The sequence below is a fragment of the Cupriavidus necator N-1 genome (assembly GCF_000219215.1).
Classification (GTDB): Bacteria; Pseudomonadota; Gammaproteobacteria; order Burkholderiales; family Burkholderiaceae; genus Cupriavidus; species Cupriavidus necator.
Genome location: NC_015726.1, coordinates 3,370,926 through 3,394,475, shown reverse-complemented (window position 1 = coordinate 3,394,475; position 23,550 = coordinate 3,370,926). Strand labels below are relative to the sequence as shown.

General features: G+C 63.3%; 18 protein-coding genes, 2 tRNA genes and 3 rRNA genes. 17 read left to right on the top strand and 6 right to left on the bottom strand.

The window, feature by feature from the left end; translation table 11 throughout:
* The first annotated feature begins 168 nt into the window (after positions 1-168).
* Complete coding sequence (gene apaG / locus CNE_RS15895; RefSeq protein ID WP_010809905.1) at positions 169-543, top strand: Co2+/Mg2+ efflux protein ApaG; 375 nt, start codon at positions 169-171, stop codon at positions 541-543.
* A 13-nt stretch (positions 544-556) separates the two neighbouring features.
* Here the strand turns inward: apaG and CNE_RS15890 are convergent, their stop codons facing one another.
* Positions 557-772 carry a hypothetical protein gene (locus tag CNE_RS15890; RefSeq protein WP_041228161.1) on the bottom strand — a complete coding sequence of 72 codons (216 nt, stop codon included), beginning with the start codon at positions 770-772 and terminating at the stop codon, positions 557-559.
* 113 nt (positions 773-885) lie between these two features.
* On the opposite strand from CNE_RS15890, the gene mltA reads away from it, so the two are divergent.
* Positions 886-2,016, top strand: coding sequence for a murein transglycosylase A (mltA, locus tag CNE_RS15885; RefSeq protein WP_013958109.1), 1,131 nt, complete (start codon positions 886-888; stop codon positions 2,014-2,016).
* A 64-nt stretch (positions 2,017-2,080) separates the two neighbouring features.
* Here the strand turns inward: mltA and paaK are convergent, their stop codons facing one another.
* The 3 genes from paaK to paaG are packed head-to-tail and all read right to left on the bottom strand — an operon-like array spanning position 2,081 to position 4,752.
* Positions 2,081-3,385, bottom strand: a complete 1,305-nt coding sequence (gene paaK / locus CNE_RS15880) for a phenylacetate--CoA ligase PaaK (protein ID WP_013958107.1) — start codon at positions 3,383-3,385, stop codon at positions 2,081-2,083.
* Between the two features lie 49 nt (positions 3,386-3,434).
* Positions 3,435-3,887, bottom strand: coding sequence for a hydroxyphenylacetyl-CoA thioesterase PaaI (paaI, locus tag CNE_RS15875; protein WP_013958106.1), 453 nt, complete (start codon positions 3,885-3,887; stop codon positions 3,435-3,437).
* Between the two features lie 40 nt (positions 3,888-3,927).
* A complete protein-coding gene (paaG, locus tag CNE_RS15870; RefSeq protein ID WP_013958105.1) occupies positions 3,928-4,752 on the bottom strand; it encodes a 2-(1,2-epoxy-1,2-dihydrophenyl)acetyl-CoA isomerase PaaG in 825 nt (274 codons plus the stop codon).
* A 265-nt stretch (positions 4,753-5,017) separates the two neighbouring features.
* Here paaG and CNE_RS15865 point away from each other — a divergent pair, with 265 nt between their 5' ends.
* From CNE_RS15865 to CNE_RS15820, 10 genes are all read left to right on the top strand, one after another.
* Entirely contained in the window at positions 5,018-5,803 is a 786-nt protein-coding gene (locus CNE_RS15865) for an amino acid ABC transporter substrate-binding protein (RefSeq protein WP_013958104.1), read from the top strand.
* Between the two features lie 110 nt (positions 5,804-5,913).
* Entirely contained in the window at positions 5,914-6,567 is a 654-nt protein-coding gene (locus tag CNE_RS15860) for an amino acid ABC transporter permease (protein ID WP_013958103.1), read from the top strand.
* 37 nt (positions 6,568-6,604) lie between these two features.
* Complete coding sequence (locus CNE_RS15855; protein WP_041228474.1) at positions 6,605-7,357, top strand: amino acid ABC transporter ATP-binding protein; 753 nt, start codon at positions 6,605-6,607, stop codon at positions 7,355-7,357.
* Between the two features lie 93 nt (positions 7,358-7,450).
* Positions 7,451-8,227: an enoyl-CoA hydratase gene (locus CNE_RS15850; RefSeq protein WP_013958101.1), complete on the top strand. Its 777-nt coding sequence runs from the start codon at positions 7,451-7,453 to the stop codon at positions 8,225-8,227.
* Positions 8,228-8,804: 577 nt separating this feature from the next.
* A 16S ribosomal RNA gene (locus CNE_RS15845) occupies positions 8,805-10,336 on the top strand.
* A 62-nt stretch (positions 10,337-10,398) separates the two neighbouring features.
* Positions 10,399-10,475, top strand: a tRNA-Ile gene (locus CNE_RS15840).
* 11 nt (positions 10,476-10,486) lie between these two features.
* A tRNA-Ala gene (locus CNE_RS15835) sits at positions 10,487-10,562 on the top strand.
* A 296-nt stretch (positions 10,563-10,858) separates the two neighbouring features.
* Positions 10,859-13,739: ribosomal RNA gene (locus tag CNE_RS15830) — 23S ribosomal RNA — on the top strand.
* A 126-nt stretch (positions 13,740-13,865) separates the two neighbouring features.
* Positions 13,866-13,978 (top strand): 5S ribosomal RNA (gene rrf, locus CNE_RS15825).
* Together the 16S, 23S and 5S rRNA genes with 2 tRNA genes alongside form the textbook arrangement of a ribosomal RNA operon.
* A 277-nt stretch (positions 13,979-14,255) precedes the next feature.
* A complete protein-coding gene (locus CNE_RS15820) occupies positions 14,256-15,206 on the top strand; it encodes a DUF3047 domain-containing protein (protein ID WP_013958100.1) in 951 nt (316 codons plus the stop codon).
* Between the two features lie 18 nt (positions 15,207-15,224).
* Here the strand turns inward: CNE_RS15820 and CNE_RS15815 are convergent, their stop codons facing one another.
* The gene (locus tag CNE_RS15815) at positions 15,225-16,250 is read right to left on the bottom strand and encodes a DUF2891 domain-containing protein (protein ID WP_013958099.1); all 1,026 of its coding nucleotides are present in this window, start codon (positions 16,248-16,250) and stop codon (positions 15,225-15,227) included.
* 49 nt (positions 16,251-16,299) lie between these two features.
* The gene (locus CNE_RS15810) at positions 16,300-17,493 is read right to left on the bottom strand and encodes a M20 aminoacylase family protein (RefSeq protein ID WP_013958098.1); all 1,194 of its coding nucleotides are present in this window, start codon (positions 17,491-17,493) and stop codon (positions 16,300-16,302) included.
* A 330-nt stretch (positions 17,494-17,823) separates the two neighbouring features.
* Here CNE_RS15810 and CNE_RS15805 point away from each other — a divergent pair, with 330 nt between their 5' ends.
* From CNE_RS15805 to CNE_RS15785, 5 genes are all read left to right on the top strand, one after another.
* The gene (locus CNE_RS15805; RefSeq protein WP_013958097.1) at positions 17,824-19,410 is read left to right on the top strand and encodes an ABC transporter substrate-binding protein; all 1,587 of its coding nucleotides are present in this window, start codon (positions 17,824-17,826) and stop codon (positions 19,408-19,410) included.
* Between the two features lie 153 nt (positions 19,411-19,563).
* Positions 19,564-20,541 (top strand): ABC transporter permease, encoded by a 978-nt coding sequence (locus tag CNE_RS15800; RefSeq protein ID WP_013958096.1) that lies wholly within the window; start codon positions 19,564-19,566, stop codon positions 20,539-20,541.
* Positions 20,542-20,544: 3 nt separating this feature from the next.
* Positions 20,545-21,477, top strand: a complete 933-nt coding sequence (locus tag CNE_RS15795; RefSeq protein ID WP_013958095.1) for an ABC transporter permease — start codon at positions 20,545-20,547, stop codon at positions 21,475-21,477.
* 13 nt (positions 21,478-21,490) lie between these two features.
* Entirely contained in the window at positions 21,491-22,489 is a 999-nt protein-coding gene (locus CNE_RS15790; RefSeq protein ID WP_013958094.1) for an ABC transporter ATP-binding protein, read from the top strand.
* A gap of 26 nt (positions 22,490-22,515) precedes the next feature.
* Complete coding sequence (locus tag CNE_RS15785; protein WP_167540182.1) at positions 22,516-23,547, top strand: ABC transporter ATP-binding protein; 1,032 nt, start codon at positions 22,516-22,518, stop codon at positions 23,545-23,547.
* Positions 23,548-23,550: the final 3 nt, after the last annotated feature.

Below are 23,550 nucleotides of genomic sequence, written 5' to 3'. Positions count from 1 at the left end.
AGGGGATCAGGCGGGGCGTCCGGCGCGGCCCGGCCCTGAAAGGGCTATATTCTACCGCTGCCCGGCGCGCGGTGATCTTGCCGGTGCTCTTGCCCGTGCCGCGGCCATCCCGCACAATGCGGCTACCCACTTCCCTGCCTGGCGCCTCACACGCCGGCCCTGCCCACGATGAGCGAGTACGCTTTCTCCGTCTCGGTACGCACCCAGTACCTGCCGGACCAGTCAGAACCTGAGCGCGGGCGCCATGCCTTCGCCTACACCATCACCATCCACAATACCGGCGAGGTGGCGGCGCAGCTGATCTCGCGCCACTGGGTCATCACCGACAGCGACAACGGCACGCAGGAAGTGGCGGGCCTGGGCGTGGTCGGCCACCAGCCGCTGCTCAAGCCGGGCGAGCATTTCGAATACACCAGCTGGGCCACCATCTCGACTCCGGTGGGCTCGATGAAGGGCGAATACTTCTGCGTGGCCGAGGACGGCCACCGCTTCGAGGTGCCGATCCCTGAATTTGCGCTGGTGCTGCCGCGCATGCTGCACTGACCCTGCGGGGAACCTATTGGCGCGATGCGCTGTCCTGATCCTGCGGCGGCGCTTCAGCGCTGCCCTGCGCCGGCTGGCGCGACGGATGCTCGGACGGGGCGCGCGTGGGGCGCGGGTTCTTTTTCGCCGTGCCCATGGTCCAGACCACGATAAAGATCAGCAGGAACAGCGCCACGCCGGCTTCCAGGGCGAACAGCAGCATGGGATGGGCTTCGAAGAACTTGCTCATGGCGGATGCAGCGCAGGCCCGCGGGGGCGCAGGCGATGGTTGAAGGATGACGGTGGGATTGTAGGGGCAATCGGCCCGCAAGCTGCGCCGCCCGGACTTTGAACAATAGCAAGATGGCATACGCAGACTCTTTCCCGATTTCCCCAGTTTCTCCCTGGCGCTCGCTGCGCGTTCGCGGCTGGCTGGCGCTGTCCGGCGCGGCCGTGCTGCTGGCCGGCTGCATGAGCGGCCCGCCGCCGCGCATCGAGACCGGCCCGGCCACGCCGCCGACGGCCTCGTCGCAGAAGGGCAGTCTGCAGGCCGCCAGCTGGGCCGAGATCGGCGGCTGGGCCCAGGACGACGTGCGCGCCGCCTGGCCCGCGCTGCAGGCCAGCTGCCAGGCGCTGAAGAAGCGCGCCGAGTGGAGCCGCGCCTGTGCCGCCGGCATGATGGTCGATGCCGGCGACCTCAACGCCATGCGCGCCTATTTCGAAAGCAACTTCCAGCCATACCGCGTGCTCAACGGCGACGGCACCGACAACGGCCTGATCACCGGCTACTACGAACCGATCCTGCACGGCTCGCGCACGCGCCAGGGCAAATTCCAGGTGCCGCTGTACCGCAAGCCGGCGCAGTTCGGCAACCGCCCGCTGCCGGCCCGCGCCGAGCTGCTGCAGAACCCGGCCATGCGCGGCAGCGAGCTGGTCTGGGTAGATGACGCAGTCGAGGCCGCCTTCCTGCAGATCCAGGGCTCGGGCCGCATCCGCATGGCCGACGGCAGCATCATGCGGGTGGGCTTCGGCGGCACCAACGACCAGCCGTTCCGCTCGTTCGGCAAATGGCTGCTGGACCGCGGCGAGATCACGCCGGCGCAGGCCACCATGCAGGGCATCAAGGCCTGGGCGCGCGCCAACCCGGGCCGCGTCGACGAGATGCTCAACATCAACCCGCGCTTTGTCTTCTTCCGCGAGCTGCCGGCCAACAACGACGGCCCGGTGGGCGCGCTGGGCGTGCCGCTGACGGCGGAGCGCTCGATCGCGGTCGACCCGGCCACCATCCCGCTGGGGGTGCCGGTGTTCCTGTCGACCACGCGCCCGCTGTCGACCGAGCCGATCCAGCGGCTGATGTTCGCGCAGGACACCGGCAGCGCCATCAAGGGCGGGGTACGCGCGGACTTCTTCTGGGGCGCGGGCGACGCCGCCGGCGAGACCGCGGGCCGCATGAAGCAGGGCGGCCGCATGTGGGTGCTGATGCCGCGCAGCTGAGCGCCGCAGCCGGCAATGCAAAAAGGGCGCCATCGCGGCGCCCTTTCTTCATGGTGGACAGCCCTCAGCGCGGGCGCTGGTCGACGATCCGCCGCGCCTTGCCCACCGAGCGCTCGACGCCGCCCTCGGGCAGCACCTCGATGCCGGCGGTGACGCCGATATAGGCCTTGATCTCCTGCGCCAGCCGCTCGCGCGCGCCTTGCGCCAGCGCCGGCTCGCTGCCGTGGGCGCATTCCACGCGCACCGTCAGCGTGTCCATGTGGCCGTCCTTGGTCAGCACGCACTGGTAGTGCGGCGCGAGCTCGGCGTGCTTGAGGATCAGTTCCTCGATCTGCGACGGGAACACGTTGACCCCGCGCACGATCATCATGTCGTCGGTGCGGCCGGTGACCTTCTCCATGCGGCGGAATGCCGCACGCGCCGTGCCCGGCAGCAGCCGGGTCAGGTCGCGGGTGCGGTAGCGCACCACCGGCATTGCCTCCTTGGTCAGCGAGGTGAACACCAGCTCCCCGAACTCCCCGTCGGGCAGCACTGCGCCGGTGTCGGGATCGATGATCTCGGGGTAGAAATGGTCTTCCCAGATGGTCGGGCCGTCCTTGGTCTCGGCGCACTCATTGGCCACGCCCGGGCCCATCACCTCTGACAGGCCGTAGATATCGACTGCCGAGATGCCCATGCGCTTCTCGATCGCCAGCCGCATTTCCGGCGTCCACGGCTCCGCGCCGAAGATGCCAACGCGCAGCGAGCTGCTGGCCGGGTCGATGCCCTGGCGCTCGAACTCGTCGGCGATCGCCAGCATATAGCTGGGGGTCACCATGATCACTTCGGGCTTGAAGTCCTGGATCAGTTGCACCTGGCGCTCGGTCTGGCCGCCACCGAAGGGGATCGCGGTCAGGCCGGCCTTCTCCACGCCGTAGTGCGCGCCCAGGCCGCCGGTGAAGAGGCCGTAGCCGTAGCTGATGTGCACCTTGTCGCCGCGCCGCGCGCCCGAGGCGCGGATCGAGCGCGCCATCACCGTGGCCCAGTTGTCGATGTCCTGGAGCGTGTAGCCGACGACGGTGGGCTTGCCGGTGGTGCCGGACGAGGCGTGGATGCGCGCCACCCGGTCCTGCGGCACGGCGAACATGCCGAACGGGTAGTTGTCGCGCAGGTCCTGCTTGCTGGTGAACGGGAATCGCGCCAGGTCGGCCAGCGAATGCAGCTGGTCGGGGTGGACCCCGGCTTCGTCGAACTTGCGGCGGTACACCGGCGAATTGGCGTAGGCGTGGTTGAGCGACCATCTCAGCCGCTCCAGCTGCAAGGCCTGCAGCTCGGCGCGGCTGGCGGTCTCGATCGCATCCAGGGGCAGATCGGTCAGGCGCGTGCTCATGTCGTCTCCTGCACGGGGGCGTTGGTCTTAAGTATCTTGCCGGATTTGCTCAGGCGCCTTCTGTCCCTTCAGGCGGCGGCACCACGTGTCCCTTGATCTGCGCCGACTTGCCGCGGAACATCGCCACCACCTGGCCCGCGGCGTTGGTCACGCGGATATCGTAGATGCCGTGCCGGCCGGACAGGACCTGCTCGGTGGCCTCGGCGGTCAGCACGTCGCCGCCGTGCACGGGCTTGAGGAATTCGATGCTGCAGCCCGCCGCCACGGTGTTGATGTTATGGCTGTTGCAGGCAAAAGCGAAGGTCGAATCGGCCAGCGTGAACATCAGGCCGCCGTGGCAGATGCCGTGGCCGTTGAGGAATTCCTTGCGCACCGGCATGGTCAGCCGGGCGTAGCCGGGCCGCACGGCCTCGACCGTGATGCCCAGCCAGCGGCTGCAGGTGTCGGCTTCATACATGGCGGCGGCGGCCGCTTCGGCGAGGGCCTGGGGGTCCTGTTTCAAGCTGGTCTCCTATATAGAGGGGCGGGCAGGCCCGCGCGGCTTACTTGCCGGTGAAGTGCGGTGCGCGCTTTTCGAGGAAGGCGTTGACGCCCTCCGCGTAGTCGGCGGACTGGCCGAGCTCGCGCTGCAGGTCGCGTTCCAGGTCCAGCTGGGTGTCCAGCGTGGCGGTGGCGCTGGCATACATGGCGCGCTTGATCGCGGCCAGCGCGCGGGTCGGCTGCCCGGCCAGGTGCGTGGCCAGCGCCAGCGCCTGTTCCGGCAGCAGCGGGTCGTCCATGGTCTCCCAGACCAGGCCCCATTTCTCGGCCTCTTCGGCGCTCAGCCGCTCGCCGGTCATGGCCAGGCCCAGCGCGCGCGCCATGCCGACGCGCTGCGGCAGCAGCCAGGTGCCGCCCGAATCCGGCACCAGCCCGATCTTGACGAAGGCCTGGATAAAGCTGGCCGAGCGCGCCGCCAGCACCATGTCGCAGGCCAGCGCCAGGTTGGCCCCGGCGCCGGCCGCGGTGCCGTTGACCGCGGCCACCACCGGCAGCGGCAGTGCCTGCAGCCGGCGGATCAGCGGGTTGAACCAGGTATCGATCAGCTCGCCCAGGTCGGTCATGTGCCCGGGCGTGAAATCCAGGTCGGCCAGGTCCTGGCCGGCGCAGAAGCCGCGGCCCGCCCCGGTCAACAGCAGGGCGCGCGCGCCGCCGGCCTCGACATGGTCGAGCGCCTGCTGCAGCGCCTGGTGCATCGCGCGGGTGAAGCTGTTGAGCTTGTCGGGGCGGTTCAGGGTGATCACGGCCACCGGGCCCTGCCATTGCAGCAAGACCGGGCCGGCATCGATGCTGACCGGCTGGCCAGCGGAGGTGGACATCGGGGGCATTGGGTTGTCTCCTGCCGGATATTGTCGCGGTCGGCGCGGGCGGCTGTTGTCGACGGCGCCTCTTAAATAAACCGACCAGTCGGTCGGCAAATGTTAGCACTAATTTTTGGCTGCGGGTTGGCGCGTGCCTTCCAATGCAGGCAGGGTCCGCAATGGCGGTCGCGGGCGTCGCTCTATAATCGCGCTGCCAACAACAATCTGAAACCTGCCGGCCGACATCTGTGTGCGGATACCGGCATGCTCGCCTATTCGCATTGGAAATCCTATGAAGAAGATCGCTGCATTACTCCTGATTTCGTCCGTGGCGCTGTTTGCGGCGTGCGGCAAGAAAGAAGCGGCCCCTGCTGCCGGCGCCGACACGGCCACCAAGATCATTGTCGGCCTGGACGACAACTTCCCACCCATGGGTTTTCGCGATGACAAGAATGAGCTCGTCGGCTTCGATATCGATATGGCCAAGGAGGCCAGCCGCCGTCTCGGCATGACGGTCGAATTCAAGCCGATCGACTGGAGCGCCAAGGAGGCGGAACTCAACGGCAAGCGCGTGGATGTGCTGTGGAACGGGCTGACCATCACCGAAGAGCGCAAGAAGAACATCAGCTTCACCGCGCCCTATATGACCAACCACCAGATCGTCATCGTCGGTGCCAGCTCGCCGGTGAAGGCCAAGGCCGACCTGGCCGGCCGCATCGTCGGCGCGCAGGACGGCAGCAGCGCGGTGGATGCGATCAAGAAGGAAAGCCAGGTCGCCGCCAGCCTGAAGGAACTCAAGACCTTCGGCGATAACGTCACGGCCCTGATGGACCTGTCGACCGGCCGCCTCGATGCAATTGTGGTGGATGAAGTGGTGGGCCGCTACCTGATCAGCAAGCGTGCCGGCGAATACAAGGTGCTGGAGGAAAACTTCGGCACGGAAGAATATGGCGTCGGCGTGCGCAAGGATGACGCCGAGCTGCTCGGCAAGCTCGACAAGACCCTGGCCTCCATGAAGCAGGATGGCACGGCCGCCCGCATCGCCACCCAGTGGTTCGGCGCTGACATCACCAAGTAATCCAGACGCTGCGTGACGCCCTGCGCCGTTCCGGCAGGGCGCCGCGCCACATCCGGACTCACGCGCCGGCCCGGCGCCTGGGATCCCACCTCCTTCTGTTTCGCGCGAGCATGGACTACGTCTTATCTCTTCTGGCGCCATTGGCGCAGGGTGCGCAAGTCACGCTCACACTATTCGCCATCACGCTTGCCCTGTCGGTGCCGCTGGGGCTTGCGCTGGCGCTGGCACGCATCTCGTCATGGCCGTGGCTGAGCGGCCTGGTCAATGGCTATATCTGGCTGATGCGTGGCACGCCGCTGATGCTGCAGATGCTGTTTATCTATTTCGCGCTGCCGTTCGTGCCGGTCATCGGCGTGCGCCTGCCTGACTTTCCCGCCGCGGTGGTGGCCTTCGCCCTGAACTACGCTGCCTATTTCGCGGAAATCTTCCGCGCCGGGATCAAGTCGGTCGATCGCGGCCAGTATGAAGCCAGCAAGGCGCTGGGCATGAACTATTTCCAGACCATGCGGCGGGTCGTGCTGCCGCAGATGGTCAGCCGGGTGTTGCCGCCGGTCAGCAATGAAACCATCACGCTGATCAAGGACACGTCCCTGATCTACGTGCTGGCCCTCAACGATATTCTTCGCACCGCGCGCGGCATCGTGCAGCGTGATTTCACCACCACGCCTTTCCTGGTCGCCGCGCTCTTCTATCTGGTGATGACGCTGATTCTGACCTGGTTCTTCCAGAATCTCGAAAAACGCTATGCCAAACATGATGACTAGCCCGACCGGCGCCAATTCCCACAATGCGCCCGGCATCATGATCGCGGCGCGGGATCTCTTCAAATCGTTCGGGCCACTGGAGGTCTTGCGCGGTGTCTCCCTGACCTTGCGCAAGGGGGATGTCACCGCGGTGATCGGGCCCTCGGGCTCGGGCAAGAGTACCTTGCTGCGCTGCCTGAATCATCTTGAGGTGATCGACCGCGGCACCCTTGAAATCGAAGGCGAGGCGCTGGCGGCAGCCGGCCCTGACGGCGCAGCCAGATATGTGGCGGACGCGGAAGTGCGCCGCATCTGCCGGAAGATGGGCATGGTGTTCCAGTCGTTCAACCTGTTTCCGCACATGACGGTGCTGCAGAACATTGTCGAAGCCCCCATGACCGTCAAGGGACTGGCGCGCGATGTTGTGGTGCCCAAGGCCGAAGAGCTGCTGCGCAAGGTTGGCCTGCTGGGCAAGCGGGACAGCTACCCGGCTCGCCTGTCAGGCGGCCAGAAGCAACGGGTGGCGATTGCGCGGGCGCTGGCCATGGAGCCCGACATCATGCTGTTCGACGAGCCGACCTCCGCGCTGGACCCGGAGTTGACCGGGGAGGTGCTGCGCACCATGCGGCAACTGGCTGAAGAACATATGACCATGCTGGTTGTCACGCATGAGATGGGGTTTGCGCGGGAAGTGGCAAACCACGTTGTGTTCATGGACGAGGGCAGGATCCTGGAGGAAGGGCCGCCTGAGGAAGTGTTCGGGGCACCAGCTCACGCGCGCACCCGCGAATTCCTGGCGCACATGCTCTAGGCGGCGCCTGCGCCGCCACGCCGCAACCGGTGGCAGAATAGCCCGCAGCCGGTGGCGACGGTGCCATCCGCCTGCAAATACATAGGAGAAGACATGCCGTACGAAAACATCCTGGTCGAGACCCGTGGCCGTGTTGGCCTGGTCACGCTGAACCGCCCGAAGGCCCTGAACGCGCTCAATGACGCGCTGATGGACGAGCTTGGCGCCGCGCTGACCGCCTTCGACCAGGATGAGGGCATCGGCGCCATCGTCATTACCGGCAGCGAGCGCGCCTTTGCCGCCGGCGCCGATATCGGCATGATGGCCAAGTATTCCTTCATGGATGTGTACAAGGGCGATTACATCACCCGCAACTGGGAAACCATCCGCAAGATCCGCAAGCCGGTGATCGCCGGCGTGGCCGGCTATGCGTTGGGCGGCGGCTGCGAGCTGGCGATGATGTGCGACATCATCATTGCGGCAGATTCGGCCAGGTTCGGCCAACCCGAGGTGAAGCTGGGCACCATGCCCGGCGCCGGCGGCACCCAGCGCCTGCCACGCGCGGTGTCCAAGGCCAAGGCCATGGACCTGTGCCTGACCTCGCGCATGATGGACGCCGCCGAAGCCGAGCGCTCGGGCCTGGTGTCGCGCGTGGTGCCGGCCGACAAGCTGCTGGACGAAGTGCTGGCGGCCGCCGAGACCATCGCCGGGTTCTCGCTGCCGGTGGTCATGATGATCAAGGAGTCGGTCAACGCCGCCTACGAGACCACGCTGGCCGAAGGCGTGCACTTCGAGCGCCGGCTGTTCCATGCCACCTTCGCCAGCGAAGACCAGAAGGAAGGCATGGCCGCTTTCGTCGAGAAGCGCAGCCCGAATTTCCAGCATCGCTAAGGCCCGGATCAGGGAATACCCGAGGGCAGTGCGGGGGTATTAAGTCTCTCCCGCACTCGTCATTTCGGGGATTTCCTTTGCCACTCAATGGCTTACGACATAATCCCCGGAACCCCTAGCGGATCGTTGTGACAAAGTTGTTGCAAGGTGCGCGAATCCGGCCTACTATTCGCCCCCTCGCAACACACAACGCAGCGCTGCAACGCAGACGCAGCAAGGGTTGCGGGGCGACCGGAAGGTTGGCGCAGCGAAGTTTGCAGCGCCGGCCGCAGCGAAAAAAGTTGCTGAAACGGTTGACGAAACGAAGAAAGCTCTGCATAATTTCGTTTCTCTGCTGCAGACAACGCAGCAGCGCTGAACGGCAAAGCCGGCAGCGAAGTTCTTTAACAACCAAACAACCGATAAGTGTGGGCGCTGGGTAGCGGACGCCGCTGTCTTCGGACAGTGTTGCTTCACAAGTTATACAGTGCTCGCACAGCAAAACGTGACTGGATCTTCGGATCTGGTCAGTCAGTTTTCTGAGAGTGAGCGACCGCTCGAAAGAGCGAGGGAGCCGCGAGGCTTCCACACAGAGATTGAACTGAAGAGTTTGATCCTGGCTCAGATTGAACGCTGGCGGCATGCCTTACACATGCAAGTCGAACGGCAGCACGGGCTTCGGCCTGGTGGCGAGTGGCGAACGGGTGAGTAATACATCGGAACGTGCCCTGTAGTGGGGGATAACTAGTCGAAAGATTAGCTAATACCGCATACGACCTGAGGGTGAAAGCGGGGGACCGCAAGGCCTCGCGCTACAGGAGCGGCCGATGTCTGATTACCTAGTTGGTGGGGTAAAAGCCTACCAAGGCGACGATCAGTAGCTGGTCTGAGAGGACGATCAGCCACACTGGGACTGAGACACGGCCCAGACTCCTACGGGAGGCAGCAGTGGGGAATTTTGGACAATGGGGGCAACCCTGATCCAGCAATGCCGCGTGTGTGAAGAAGGCCTTCGGGTTGTAAAGCACTTTTGTCCGGAAAGAAATGGCTCTGGTTAATACCCGGGGTCGATGACGGTACCGGAAGAATAAGCACCGGCTAACTACGTGCCAGCAGCCGCGGTAATACGTAGGGTGCGAGCGTTAATCGGAATTACTGGGCGTAAAGCGTGCGCAGGCGGTTTTGTAAGACAGGCGTGAAATCCCCGAGCTCAACTTGGGAATGGCGCTTGTGACTGCAAGGCTAGAGTATGTCAGAGGGGGGTAGAATTCCACGTGTAGCAGTGAAATGCGTAGAGATGTGGAGGAATACCGATGGCGAAGGCAGCCCCCTGGGACGTCACTGACGCTCATGCACGAAAGCGTGGGGAGCAAACAGGATTAGATACCCTGGTAGTCCACGCCCTAAACGATGTCAACTAGTTGTTGGGGATTCATTTCTTCAGTAACGTAGCTAACGCGTGAAGTTGACCGCCTGGGGAGTACGGTCGCAAGATTAAAACTCAAAGGAATTGACGGGGACCCGCACAAGCGGTGGATGATGTGGATTAATTCGATGCAACGCGAAAAACCTTACCTACCCTTGACATGCCACTAACGAAGCAGAGATGCATTAGGTGCCCGAAAGGGAAAGTGGACACAGGTGCTGCATGGCTGTCGTCAGCTCGTGTCGTGAGATGTTGGGTTAAGTCCCGCAACGAGCGCAACCCTTGTCTCTAGTTGCTACGAAAGGGCACTCTAGAGAGACTGCCGGTGACAAACCGGAGGAAGGTGGGGATGACGTCAAGTCCTCATGGCCCTTATGGGTAGGGCTTCACACGTCATACAATGGTGCGTACAGAGGGTTGCCAACCCGCGAGGGGGAGCTAATCCCAGAAAACGCATCGTAGTCCGGATCGTAGTCTGCAACTCGACTACGTGAAGCTGGAATCGCTAGTAATCGCGGATCAGCATGCCGCGGTGAATACGTTCCCGGGTCTTGTACACACCGCCCGTCACACCATGGGAGTGGGTTTTGCCAGAAGTAGTTAGCCTAACCGCAAGGAGGGCGATTACCACGGCAGGGTTCATGACTGGGGTGAAGTCGTAACAAGGTAGCCGTATCGGAAGGTGCGGCTGGATCACCTCCTTTCTAGAGGCTTGTGTCTCAAGCCTAGCGTTCACACTTATCGGTTTGTTTGCTGTTACAGCCAAGGGTCTGTAGCTCAGGTGGTTAGAGCACCGTCTTGATAAGGCGGGGGTCGTAGGTTCAAGTCCTACCAGACCCACCAAGTTATCCGAAGGGGGATTAGCTCAGCTGGGAGAGCACCTGCTTTGCAAGCAGGGGGTCGTCGGTTCGATCCCGTCATCCTCCACCACTACCTGGTACCTTGGATTGGTTGTCAAATGAAAGCGCTTCGCGACGCTGAGTTGCGAGTGTTTCCATTTGGCATTGCCAAGCGATCTAACGATCGGCTGTTCTTTAAAAATATGGGATGTAGTAAAGGTGTCGCGAAGCGTTGATGAGACGCTGCAGTACAAAACGCGATACCGGGTTGTGATTGTATCAACCAAAATGTATTTAAGTGATCGAAAGATGACTTGGAATACGGCACAAATGCGAGAACTCATCCTGTAGCGACTGTTTCGAGCAATCGAGACACACTCGTTATAGGGTCAAGCGAACAAGTGCATGTGGTGGATGCCTTGGCGATCACAGGCGATGAAGGACGCGGTAGCCTGCGAAAAGCTTCGGGGAGCTGGCAAACAAGCTTTGATCCGGAGATGTCCGAATGGGGAAACCCGGCCCGTATGGGTCATCCCTGACTGAATACATAGGTCAGGGAAGCGAACGCGGCGAACTGAAACATCTAAGTAGCTGCAGGAACAGAAATCAACCGAGATTCCCAAAGTAGTGGCGAACGAAATGGGAAGAGCCTTGTACTCTTTAGCAGCATTGTTAGCAGAACGGGATGGAAAGCCCGGCCATAGCAGGTGATAGCCCTGTATGCGAAAACAGCGTTGTGGAACTAGGTGTACGACAAGTAGGGCGGGACACGTGAAATCCTGTCTGAAGATGGGGGGACCATCCTCCAAGGCTAAATACTCGTGATCGACCGATAGTGAACCAGTACCGTGAGGGAAAGGCGAAAAGAACCCCGGGAGGGGAGTGAAATAGATCCTGAAACCGCATGCATACAAACAGTCGGAGCCTCGTAAGGGGTGACGGCGTACCTTTTGTATAATGGGTCAGCGACTTACATTCAGTGGCAAGCTTAACCGATTAGGGAAGGCGTAGCGAAAGCGAGTCCGAACAGGGCGTTGAGTCGCTGGGTGTAGACCCGAAACCAGATGATCTATCCATGGCCAGGTTGAAGGTGCGGTAACACGTACTGGAGGACCGAACCCACTAACGTTGAAAAGTTAGGGGATGAGCTGTGGATAGGGGTGAAAGGCTAAACAAATCTGGAAATAGCTGGTTCTCTCCGAAAACTATTTAGGTAGTGCCTCGTGTCTCACCTTCGGGGGTAGAGCACTGTCATGGTTGGGGGGTCTATTGCTGATTACCCCGCCATAGCAAACTCCGAATACCGAAGAGTGCAATCACGGGAGACAGACATCGGGTGCTAACGTCCGGTGTCAAGAGGGAAACAACCCAGACCGCCAGCTAAGGTCCCCAAATATAGCTAAGTGGGAAACGAAGTGGGAAGGCTAAAACAGTCAGGAGGTTGGCTTAGAAGCAGCCACCCTTTAAAGAAAGCGTAATAGCTCACTGATCGAGTCGTCCTGCGCGGAAGATGTAACGGGGCTAAGCTATATACCGAAGCTGCGGACGCACAGCAATGTGCGTGGTAGGAGAGCGTTCCGTAAGCCTGTGAAGGTGTCTTGTAAAGGATGCTGGAGGTATCGGAAGTGCGAATGCTGACATGAGTAGCGATAAAGGGGGTGAAAGGCCCCCTCGCCGTAAGCCCAAGGTTTCCTACGCAACGTTCATCGGCGTAGGGTGAGTCGGCCCCTAAGGCGAGGCAGAGATGCGTAGCTGATGGGAAGCAGGTTAATATTCCTGCACCGTCGTATGATGCGATGGGGGGACGGATCGCGGAAGGTTGTCCGGGTGTTGGAAGTCCCGGTCCCTGCATTGGAGAAGGCGCTCAGGCAAATCCGGGCGCGGAATTCAAGGATGTGGGGCGAGCGGCCTAGTGCTGCGAAGCAATTGGAAGTGGTTCCAAGAAAAGCCTCTAAGCTTCAGTCATACGAGACCGTACCGCAAACCGACACAGGTGGGCGAGATGAGTATTCTAAGGCGCTTGAGAGAACTCGGGAGAAGGAACTCGGCAAATTGGTACCGTAACTTCGGGATAAGGTACGCCCTGGTAGCTTGACTGGCCTGCGCCAGAAGGGTGAAGGGGTTGCAATAAAATGGTGGCTGCGACTGTTTAATAAAAACACAGCACTCTGCAAACACGAAAGTGGACGTATAGGGTGTGACGCCTGCCCGGTGCCGGAAGATTAAATGATGGGGTGCAAGCTCTTGATTGAAGTCCCGGTAAACGGCGGCCGTAACTATAACGGTCCTAAGGTAGCGAAATTCCTTGTCGGGTAAGTTCCGACCTGCACGAATGGCGTAACGATGGCCACACTGTCTCCTCCCGAGACTCAGCGAAGTTGAAGTGTTTGTGATGATGCAATCTCCCCGCGGCTAGACGGAAAGACCCCATGAACCTTTACTGTAGCTTTGCATTGGACTTTGAACCGATCTGTGTAGGATAGGTGGGAGGCTTTGAAGCGTGGACGCTAGTTCACGTGGAGCCGTCCTTGAAATACCACCCTGGTTTGTTTGAGGTTCTAACCTTGACCCGTGAATCCGGGTCGGGGACAGTGCATGGTAGGCAGTTTGACTGGGGCGGTCTCCTCCCAAAGTGTAACGGAGGAGTTCGAAGGTACGCTTGGTACGGTCGGACATCGTACCTAAAGTGCAATGGCAAAAGCGTGCTTAACTGCGAGACCGACAAGTCGAGCAGGTGCGAAAGCAGGACATAGTGATCCGGTGGTTCTGAATGGAAGGGCCATCGCTCAACGGATAAAAGGTACTCTGGGGATAACAGGCTGATACCGCCCAAGAGTTCATATCGACGGCGGTGTTTGGCACCTCGATGTCGGCTCATCTCATCCTGGGGCTGTAGCCGGTCCCAAGGGTATGGCTGTTCGCCATTTAAAGAGGTACGTGAGCTGGGTTTAAAACGTCGTGAGACAGTTTGGTCCCTATCTGCCGTGGGCGTTGGAATCTTGACGGGGGCTGCTCCTAGTACGAGAGGACCGGAGTGGACGTACCGCTGGTGTACCTGTTGTCTCGCCAGAGGCATCGCAGGGTAGCTATGTACGGAAGAGATAACCGCTGAAAGCATCTAAGCGGGAAACTCGCCTGAAGATGAGGATTCCCTGGAGGCTTGACCTCCTTGAAGGGTCGTTCGAGACCAGGACGTTGATAGGCTGGGTGTGGAAGCGCAGTAATGCGTTAAGCTAACCAGTACTAATTGCCCGTAAGGCTTGATCCTATAACCAGTGTGTTTCACCTGGTGTGTGATCGCGACTGTGCCGAAACAGTTGACACAAGACACACAACCCCAACTACATCCCTATTCGCAGCGTTGACCTCAACCTCAGCGCTGCAACCCCTTATGCCTGGTGACCATAGCGAGCTGGAACCACCCCTTCCCATCCCGAACAGGTCCGTGAAACAGCTCCGCGCCGATGATAGTGCGGATACCCGTGTGAAAGTAGGTCATCGCCAGGCTCTTATACCGCAGAACCCCCAGCCCCAAAAGGCTGGGGGTTTTTGCTTTGGCGCGGCGAAAATGCCGTGGCCGGCGCAGGCATGCGCGTCCTCGTTGTTTTCATGCCGCAACGCGGGTCGCCGAGCATTCCGGGACTGCGCGCCTTCTGCTATGGTCGACACCCAAGTGCCCACATGCGGCACGAAGGCGGTTGCAACATGTGTTTGCAGCAAGTAGTGGGCAATAGCCGGACCCTTGCCAACAGAGCAGGTCCGGATTCGGGTTTCGAGGGGTTACATGACGGCCAAGGTGTTTCGGCTGGTTTTGACTGGCGCCGCCGGCGCGCTGCTGCTGGCAGGATGCGCATCCACTCCCCCTGTTTCCGCGGTTCATTCGGATGACACGGCCAATACGGCAGGCACTTCCGCGATCGATTGCCAGACGTTCGCCAGGCGCATGACCGCGTACGTGGCAGCGCAGACGGACCCGGCGCTGCCTGCGGTGTCGTCGCCCGACCCGCTGGCTGCCGCCAACACCAGTGCGGCGGAAGCCGAGGCGGGTGACGACGGCGAAGTCGCCGATGCCGCGCCGCCGCCGACCCTGGCCACGCTGCCGTTGTTCTCGGTCTCACCGCATCGCGGCCAGTTGCCGGTCGGCTGGCAGCCGTGGACCATCAACCGCAACAAGACGCCCACCCGTTATTCGATGGTAGAGGTCGACCAGCGCGTGGTCGTCCATGCGCAGGCCGAGAGCTCAGCCTCCGGCCTGTATGTCCCGCTGCGCGATCGCGATGCCGGCATGCTGCGCTGGACCTGGAAGACCAGCGGCATTATCCGCAACGCTGACAACAGCCACGGCCCGCGCGAGGATTCGCCGTTGCGCCTGTTTGTCGCCTTCGACGGCGACAAGGGTGCATTGTCCTTGAAAGACCAGCTGATGTACGAGATGGCGCGGCTGACCACCGGCCGCGAAATGCCCTACGCCACGCTGATGTATATCTGGGGCGGACGGCGCGCGGAAGGCTCAGTGGTGAAAAATCCGCACACTGACAGGGTGCGCATGATCGTGGTGGATAGCGGCATGAAGCACGCCAATGAGTGGCGTTGCCATGAGCGCGACCTGCGCGCCGACTACCGCAAGGCCTTCGGGACAGACCCCGGCCGGGTCATCGCCGTGGGCATCATGACCGATACCGACAACACCAAGAGCAAGGCCGAGTCCTGGTACGGCGACATCGCGCTGGACTGAAGGACGCTGGCGGCGCCGTCAGCCGCCGATCGGCTCGGCCAGCGCGAGCACCGCGAACGAGGCCAGCCAGTGCGTCGACACATACTCGCCCTCGACCGCCTGCGGCAGCGACGCTTCGAGATGGTCCGACCATGCCCGGATGGCCAGCGGCCGCAGCGGGTCGGGCAGGGCGGGCTCCAGCATGCGCCAGCACCAAGCGCGAGACAGATTGAGTCCGTCCAGGTGCGAGGTCTTGGGATCGCTGCGATTGGTCACTTCGACCGGCGTCAGCCAGTTGGCCAGTTCCACCTGCCCCGGCACGAACAACTCCCACCATTCTGAAAACGCGCAGCCGTCCATCACGGCGTGCATCAGCACGGCTTCGGTCAGCCCGCCGGACAGGAATTCATCGCCGCCGGGCTCATACCGCGCCGGGTATTTCTGATCATGTCCGAACCAGCGGTGGGCCCGCCGCACGATGGCGCGCCGCAAGGTGAGGTCCTGGTGCGTGCGTGCATAGGCCATGGCCATCACCAGGGCGAAGGCGCTGTTGTAATGGGTGCCGGTGCGCACCGGGAAAACCGCTGCATCCAGGAAATCCGCCAGTTGCCGTGACAGGTGCGATGCCAGCGGCGCGCACGCCTCGGCCCAGGTGGCTGCCTGGGCGTCCTGCCGCGCCAGCACCAGCAACTCCGCCTGCAGTTTCAGCATCCAGCCCCAGCCATAGGGGCGCTCGAAGGTGCGCGAATGGGGCCGCTGGAAGTAGGCCAGTTCGACCGCGATGTGCTCTGGGCGCAGCTGGGCATCCAGCGTTGCGCGGATGCGCGGCGCCTCCTCCAGGTCCGGCGACAGCGCCAGCAGCCGCACCAGCAACCAGTGCATGTGCACGCTGGAGTGCCAGTCGTAGCTGCCGCAGAAGACCGGATGCCAGGCCGCCGGTTCGGCCAGGTCACCGGCGCTGGCCATCATGTGGTCCAGCTTGTACGGATAGCGGCGCAGGATATTGTCCAGCGCCACGCGCGCGAAGCTGCGCGCTGTCTCGCGATCCAGCGCCAGGCGGCCCATCCGGATGCTCCCCTCTTGTTATCGTTGTGCTGTGCTCAGGTACGTAACGTCACGCAGGCGCCAGCCACTTTTCCACCAGCCGCACGAAGAACGTCGAGCCGACCGGCAGCAGTTCGTCGTTGAAATCGTAGCTCGGGTTGTGCAGCATGCAGGGCCCGATGCCATGGCCAGCGTCGCGATGGCCGCCGTCGCCGTTGCCCAGGAACAGGTAGCAGCCGGGCTTGTGCTGCAGCATGAACGAGAAATCCTCGGCGCCCATGGTGGGCTCGACATTGCTGTCGACGTTGTCCGGCCCGACCAGTTCGGCGGCGACCTCGGTGGCAAAGCCGGTCTCAGCCTCGCTGTTGACGGTCGGCGGATAGTTGCGGTGGAATTCGTACTCGATGGTGCAGTCGAACGCCGCCGCCACCGCGCGCGCCACTTCTTCCATGCGCCGTTCGATCAGGTCCAGCACCGGCACCGTGAACGTGCGCACCGTGCCGCCGATCCAGGCCTGGTCCGGCACGATATTTGTGGCGTCGCCGGCGTGGAACTGCGTGACCGAGATCACCGCGGTATCGATCGGGCGCTTGTTGCGCGTGATGATGCCCTGCAGCGCCGACACGATCTGCGCCGCGGTGAAGACCGGGTCGTTGCCATTGTTGGGCATGGCCGCATGCGCACCCTTGCCGCGCACCACGATGCGGAACTCGTTGCTCGATGCCATCAGCGGGCCTGCGCGCGTGCCGAACGTGCCGACCGGCATGCCCGGCCAGTTGTGGACGCCGAACACCGCGTCGCACGGAAAGCGCTCGAACAGGCCGTCCTTGATCATTTCACGGGCGCCGCCGCCGCCTTCCTCGGCCGGCTGGAAGATCAGGTGCACGGAGCCGTCGAAGGGCTTGTGCTGCGCCAGGTAGCGCGCCGCGCCGAGCAGCATGGCGGTGTGGCCGTCGTGGCCGCAGGCGTGCATCTTGCCGGAGTGCTGCGAGCGGTGATCAAAGGTGTTCGCTTCCTGCAGCGGCAGCGCGTCCATGTCGGCGCGCAGCCCGATGGTGCGCGGGCTGTTGCCGTTGCGGATCACGCCCACCAGGCCGGTGGTGCCCAGGCCGCGATGAACTTCGATGCCCCACGATTCCAGATTCTGCGCGACCACGTCGGCGGTGCGCTGTTCTTCGAAGCAGAGTTCCGGGTGGGCGTGGATGTCGCGCCGGATCGCACGGATTTCGGCTTGTGCCTGCAGGATTTCGGGAATGAGCTTCATGATGCCTGGCTGCCCTGGACGTTAGGGGCGTTAGCGTTGGATACCCCGATCATACGATGCCTCTCCGCAAAGCGCCAAAATGCGGCGATTTCCTGCGCGCTTGCCCGGTTGGCGCAGTGCAATATGCCAGCGCGGGTGGGTTTCCCCGCATTGCCGCGACATGCGCACTGCTGGAACAGTTCATGCTTGAAGTGCCCGGCCGGCAATTTCGTCGCTTTGTGATGCGCAAGCGCACCCCAAACCGCACCAAAACGCAGCGCCGCCGCGTGACCCGCGGCGCATTGCCGATCCTAAAACGTCTGCTTCACTTCCTACAGGGAGAATTGCGCGATGTCCCTTCGCACTTTCAAGAAGGCAATTGGTGTGGTGGCGGTAGCCGGGGCCCTTGGCCTGGCGCTTGCCGGCACCGCCCAGGCCGCGGACCTCAAACTGGCCATGAGTTCGCCGCCAACCTCGATGGATCCGCACTTCTACAACCTGTTCTCCAACATCAATGTTTCCGAGCATATCTTTGACTCGCTGACCAAGATGGACCCGGACAGCCGCATCATCCCGGGCCTCGCCGAGTCGTGGAAGCTGGTCAACAACCTCACCTGGGAATTCAAGATCCGCAAGGGCGTGAAGTTCCACGACGGCTCCGAGCTGACCGCGGAAGACGTGATCTGGTCGCTGGACCGCCCGGCCACCATCCAGAACAGCCCGGGCAAGTTCGATGTCTACACCAAGGCGATCGTCAACAAGAAGATCATCGACAAGTACACCATCCAGCTGACCACCAACCAGCCCTATCCGCTGATGCTGAACGACCTCACGTCGATCTTCATCGTGCAGAAGAAGGCCACGCAGGGGCTGAGCTCGGATGACTTCGCGCAGGGCAAGGGCATGGTCGGCACCGGGCCGTTCAAGTTCGTCAGCTACGCCCGCGACGACCGGGTCGAGCTGGTGCGCAACAACGACTACTGGGGCGCCAAGCCGGCCTGGGACAAGGTCACGCTGCGCTTCATCCCCAATCCGGCGACGCGCCTGGCGGCGCTACTGTCGGGCGACGTGCAGGCCATCGAGAACGTGCCCACGCCTGACCTGCCGAAGGTGCGCCAGGATCCCAAGCTGTCGTTCTTCTCCAAGATCTCGCACCGCGTGATCTACCTGTATTTCGATGCCAAGCGCGACAAGTCGCCCTACGTCACCACCAAGGAAGGCGCACCGCTGGACAAGAACCCGCTGAAGGACGCGCGCGTGCGCAATGCCATCAGCATGGCGATCAACCGGCAGGGCATCAAGGACCGCCTGATGGAAGGCCTGTCCGAGCCGACCAACAACCTGGTGCCGCCGACGCTGTTCGGCTACAACCCCAACCTGAAGACGGTCAAGTACGATCCCGAGGCCGCCAAGAAGCTGCTGGCCGACGCCGGCTTCCCGAACGGCTTCGGCGTGACGCTGCATACGCCCAACAACCGCTACGTCAACGACGAGAAGATCGCGCAGACGATTGCGCAGAACCTGACCCGCATCGGCATCGCCACCAAGGTCGAAGGCATGCCGATGGCGACGTACTCGTCCAAGGGCATCAAGCACGAGTGGTCGTTCGGGCTGCTGGGCTGGGGCGCACAGACCGGCGAGGTCAGCTCGCCGCTGCGCGCGCTGCTGGCGTGCGAGGACAGCAAGAAGGGTTTCGGCACCACCAACTGGGGCGAGTACTGCAACCCCAAGATGGACGTGGTGCTGGAGAAGGCGCTGTCCACCGTGGATGACAAGGAGCGCTCCAAGCTGCTGCAGGAGGCCACCGCAATCGCGATCAACGATGGCGGTATCGTCCCGATCCACCAGCAGGTGACCACCTGGGCCACGCAAAAGGGCATCGTCTACGTGCCGCGTACCGACGAGCGCACCTACGCGCACAACTTCAAGCCCCAGTAAGCTCCGGTCAGCTCAGACAGGAGCCTCGGCCCGCGGATTGTCTGCTGGCCGAGTTTGCGGTGCCGCGCATGGCTGCCGCGCCACACCCGGGAAGCGCCACGGCGCGGCCCGGGCGTGGCGTGCATTCGCGCGCGAAAGGATAGTGGTTCGATTATGCTGGTCTTTATCATCCGGCGCCTGATGCAGAGCGTGGTCGTGCTCTTCGTCATGTCGCTGCTGGTTTTCCTCGGCGTCTTTGCCATCGGCAATCCCGTCGACATCCTGATCAACCCGCAGGCCGACCAGGAGGACATCAAGCGCACCATCGCGGCGCTGGGCCTGGACAAACCGCTGTGGGAGCAGTACTGGGTGTTCCTGCAGAATGCGCTGCAAGGTAACCTGGGCACCTCGTTCGCGCACGGCACGCCAGCGCTCAAGCTGATCTTCGAGCGCATGCCCGCCACCATGGAGCTGGCCATCTGCGCGATCCTGCTGGCGATCGTGCTGGGCATCCCGCTGGGCCTGTGGGCCGGGCTGCGGCCCAAGGGCATCGCCGGCAAGTCGATCATGGCGGTGTCGATCCTGGGCTTCTCGCTGCCCACCTTCTGGGTCGGGCTGATGCTGATCATGGTGTTCGCGGTGCAGCTCGGCTGGCTGCCCTCCAACGGACGCGGCGAGACCGTGCGCGTGCTCGGCATCCCGCTCAGCTTCCTGACCGCCGACGGCATCCGCCACCTGATCTTGCCGGCGGTGACGCTGTCGCTCTTGAATATCGCCATGGTGATCCGGCTCACGCGCGCCGGCACGCAGGAGGCGATGATGCAGGACTACGTCAAGTTCGCGCGCGCCAAGGGCCTGTCGAACACGCGCATCGTCGGCGTGCATGTGCTGAAGAACATCCTGATCCCGATTGTCACGGTGATCGCGCTGCAGTTCGGCTCGATCATCGCCTTTGCGATCGTGACCGAGACCATCTTCGCCTGGCCCGGCATGGGCAAGCTCATCATCGACTCGATCCAGTTGCTGGACCGGCCGGTGATCGTCGCCTACCTGATGGTGATCGTGACGCTGTTTATCCTGATCAACCTGGTGGTGGACATCATCTACAGCATGCTCGATCCGCGCGTGCGCATTGCCGACAACAAGGGCTGAGCCATGAGTGCCGTATCTGCCGAACAAGAGGACAAGACGCCGCCGCCCGCCGCGGCGCGTGAACAATCGCCGTGGCGGCGCTTTGCCGCGGAGTTCTTCTCCAGCAAGATTGCCGTGGCCGGACTGGCCACGCTGGTCATCATCATCCTGATCGCCATCTTCGCGCCGTGGCTGGCGCCGCAGAACCCCTATGACCTGGCCACGCTGGACGTGCTCGACGCGCGCCTGGCGCCGGGCGAGCAGGCCGGCAACGGCATGACCTTCCTGCTGGGTTCGGACGAGCAGGGCCGCGACATCCTGTCGGCGGTGATGTACGGTCTGCGCATCAGCATCGGCGTAGGCGTGGTCAGCACCGTGATCGCGCTGCTGCTGGGGGCCACGCTCGGCCTGCTGGCCGGCTTCCTGGGCGGGCGCACCGAGGCCGTCATCATGCGCGTGGCCGACCTGCAGCTGTCGTTCCCGCCGATCCTGCTGGCGCTGATCCTGCTGGCTTTCCTGCGCCCGGGCCTGGGCAATATCGTGATTGCGCTGGTGGCGGTGCAGTGGGCCTACTACGCCCGCACCACGCGCAGCGCCGCGCTGGTGGAGCGGCGCAAGGAATATATCGAGGCCGCCACCTGCCTGGGCCTGCCGCCGATGCGCATCATGTTCCGCCACCTGCTGCCCAACTGCCTGCCGCCGCTGATCGTGATCGCGGCGCTGCAGGTGGCTTCGGCCATCACGCTGGAAGCGACGCTGTCCTTCCTCGGGCTGGGCGTGCCGGTCACCGAGCCCTCGCTGGGCTCGCTGATCTCCAACGGCCAGCAGTACATGCTGTCGGGCAAGTACTGGATCAGCTTCTTCCCGGGCATCGCGCTGGTGGTCACCATCGTGGCGATGAACCTGGTGGCCGACCAGCTGCGCGATGTCCTCAACCCGCGCCTGCAGACGCAATAACCAGGAGCGGAACATGGCACAACCGACGTTGGTGGTTGAACACCTGAAGACGCAATTCCACACGCGCGGCGGCATCGCCAAGGCCGTCGACGACGTGTCCTTCACCGTGGGCCGCGGCGAGATCATGGGGCTGGTGGGCGAGTCCGGCTCGGGCAAGTCCATGACCGGGTATTCGATCATGGGCCTGATCGACCCGCCCGGGAAGATCGTCGACGGCCGCATCGCGCTGACCAGCCGCGACGGCATCACCCGCGACCTGCGCGCGCTCACGCCGGCGCAGCAGCGCGACGTGCGCGGCAACCGCATCGCGATGATCTTCCAGGACCCGATGATGACGCTGAACCCGGTCCTGCGCATCGACACGCAGATGATCGAGGCGGTGCTGGCCCATGAGAAGGTGGGCAAGGCGGTGGCGCGCGAACGCGCGCGCAATGCGCTGGCGCGGGTCGGCATCCCGTCGCCGGACGAGCGCCTGCAGGCCTATCCGCACCAGTTCTCGGGCGGCATGCGCCAGCGCGTGGCGATCGCGATCGCGCTGCTGAACAAGCCCGACCTGATCATTGCCGACGAACCGACCACCGCGCTGGACGTCACCATCCAGGGCCAGATCCTGTACGAGATGCAGACCCTGTGCCGCGAATCGGGCACGGCGCTGATCTGGATCACGCACGACCTGTCGGTGGTGGCGGGGCTGGCCGATACCGTGTGCGTGATGTACGCCGGCAAGATCGTCGAGGCCGGCGACGTGCGCCAGGTGCTGGAGCACCCTGAGCACCCATACACCCACGGGCTGATCAGCTCGGCGCCGTCGCGCAATCCGCGCGGCGCGCCGCTGCGGCAGATCCCGGGCATGACGCCGTCGCTGCTGAACCTGCCGGGCGGCTGTGCCTTCCGTGAGCGCTGCCCCTACGCCACCGCTGCCTGCAAGACCGAGCCGCCGCTGGAGACCGCCGCCGACGGCCGCCGCCTGCGCTGCTTCCATCCGGTGCTGGCCAACCAGGAGGCGGCATGAGCGCAACTGAACTGCAATCCCGACCGATGACGAATCCTGCCGCTGAAGAGGGGGCCACGCCGAGCGCGCCGATCCTGGAGCTGCGCGGCGTGTCCAAGCGCTTCGTCAAGTCGCTCGACGCCGCCGCGCGCATCGCCAACCTGTTCGGCGCCCATGCGCATGACGAGGTGGTGCACGCGGTCGACCGCGTCGACCTGAGCATCCGTGCCGGTGAGGTGGTGGGCCTGGTGGGCGAGTCCGGCTGCGGCAAGTCCACGCTGGGCCGCATGGCTGTAGGCCTGCACTCACTGACCGAGGGCGAGCGTTTCTGGCGCGGCACCAACCTCGACCACCTGCCGCCCGACAAGCGCCGCGAGAAGCAGCTGGCGATCCAGATGATCTTCCAGGACCCGTATGCCTCGCTCAATCCGCGGCTGCGCGTGCTGGATATCGTCGGCGAGGCGCCGGTAGTGCACGGCATGGTCGAGCGCGGCGCGCAGAAGGGCTATGTGGAAGACATGCTGGTGCGCGTGGGCATGGACCCGACCGTGCTGCGGCGCTTTCCGCACCAGTTCTCCGGCGGGCAGCGCGCGCGCATCGGCATTGCCCGGGCGCTGGCGGTGAAGCCCGAGTTCCTGGTGTGCGACGAGTCGGTGGCGGCGCTGGACGTGTCGATCCAGGCCCAGGTGCTGAACCTGTTCATGCGCCTGCGCGAAGACCTGAACCTGACCTACCTGTTCATCAGCCACGACCTGGGCGTGGTCAAGCACATCAGCGACCGCGTGGTGATCATGTACCTGGGGCGGGTGGTCGAATCCGCGCCGACCGAAGACGTGTTCGCCGCGCCCAACCATCCCTATACCCAGGCACTGCTGGCCGAGGCGCCCAAGCTGGAGGTGGCCCGCAAGACCTATGTCGCGATCCGCGGCGAGATCCCGTCGCCGCTGAACCCGCCGCCGGGCTGCCATTTCCACCCGCGCTGCCCGCATGCGATGCCGCGTTGCCGGGAAGAGCAGCCGCTGCTGAAGGAGATTGCGCCGATGCGATTCTCGGCGTGTCACTTGAACGACATGGAGTAGGGC

What these genes read in the sequence shown, in the direction of transcription:
- CNE_RS15850 (WP_013958101.1), top strand. Translation starts at nt 7,451, where the DNA reads ATGCCGTACGAAAACATCCTGGTCGAGACCCGTGGCCGTGTTGGCCTG.
- CNE_RS15800 (WP_013958096.1), top strand. Translation starts at nt 19,564, where the DNA reads ATGCTGGTCTTTATCATCCGGCGCCTGATGCAGAGCGTGGTCGTGCTC.
- CNE_RS15795 (WP_013958095.1), top strand. Translation starts at nt 20,545, where the DNA reads ATGAGTGCCGTATCTGCCGAACAAGAGGACAAGACGCCGCCGCCCGCC.
- paaK (WP_013958107.1), bottom strand. Translation starts at nt 3,385, where the DNA reads ATGAGCACGCGCCTGACCGATCTGCCCCTGGATGCGATCGAGACCGCC.
- CNE_RS15860 (WP_013958103.1), top strand. Translation starts at nt 5,914, where the DNA reads ATGGACTACGTCTTATCTCTTCTGGCGCCATTGGCGCAGGGTGCGCAA.
- CNE_RS15805 (WP_013958097.1), top strand. Translation starts at nt 17,824, where the DNA reads ATGTCCCTTCGCACTTTCAAGAAGGCAATTGGTGTGGTGGCGGTAGCC.
- CNE_RS15865 (WP_013958104.1), top strand. Translation starts at nt 5,018, where the DNA reads ATGAAGAAGATCGCTGCATTACTCCTGATTTCGTCCGTGGCGCTGTTT.
- CNE_RS15890 (WP_041228161.1), bottom strand. Translation starts at nt 772, where the DNA reads ATGAGCAAGTTCTTCGAAGCCCATCCCATGCTGCTGTTCGCCCTGGAA.
- CNE_RS15855 (WP_041228474.1), top strand. Translation starts at nt 6,605, where the DNA reads ATGATCGCGGCGCGGGATCTCTTCAAATCGTTCGGGCCACTGGAGGTC.
- mltA (WP_013958109.1), top strand. Translation starts at nt 886, where the DNA reads ATGGCATACGCAGACTCTTTCCCGATTTCCCCAGTTTCTCCCTGGCGC.
- CNE_RS15785 (WP_167540182.1), top strand. Translation starts at nt 22,516, where the DNA reads ATGACGAATCCTGCCGCTGAAGAGGGGGCCACGCCGAGCGCGCCGATC.
- CNE_RS15815 (WP_013958099.1), bottom strand. Translation starts at nt 16,250, where the DNA reads ATGGGCCGCCTGGCGCTGGATCGCGAGACAGCGCGCAGCTTCGCGCGC.
- CNE_RS15790 (WP_013958094.1), top strand. Translation starts at nt 21,491, where the DNA reads ATGGCACAACCGACGTTGGTGGTTGAACACCTGAAGACGCAATTCCAC.
- paaG (WP_013958105.1), bottom strand. Translation starts at nt 4,752, where the DNA reads ATGCCCCCGATGTCCACCTCCGCTGGCCAGCCGGTCAGCATCGATGCC.
- CNE_RS15810 (WP_013958098.1), bottom strand. Translation starts at nt 17,493, where the DNA reads ATGAAGCTCATTCCCGAAATCCTGCAGGCACAAGCCGAAATCCGTGCG.
- apaG (WP_010809905.1), top strand. Translation starts at nt 169, where the DNA reads ATGAGCGAGTACGCTTTCTCCGTCTCGGTACGCACCCAGTACCTGCCG.
- CNE_RS15820 (WP_013958100.1), top strand. Translation starts at nt 14,256, where the DNA reads ATGACGGCCAAGGTGTTTCGGCTGGTTTTGACTGGCGCCGCCGGCGCG.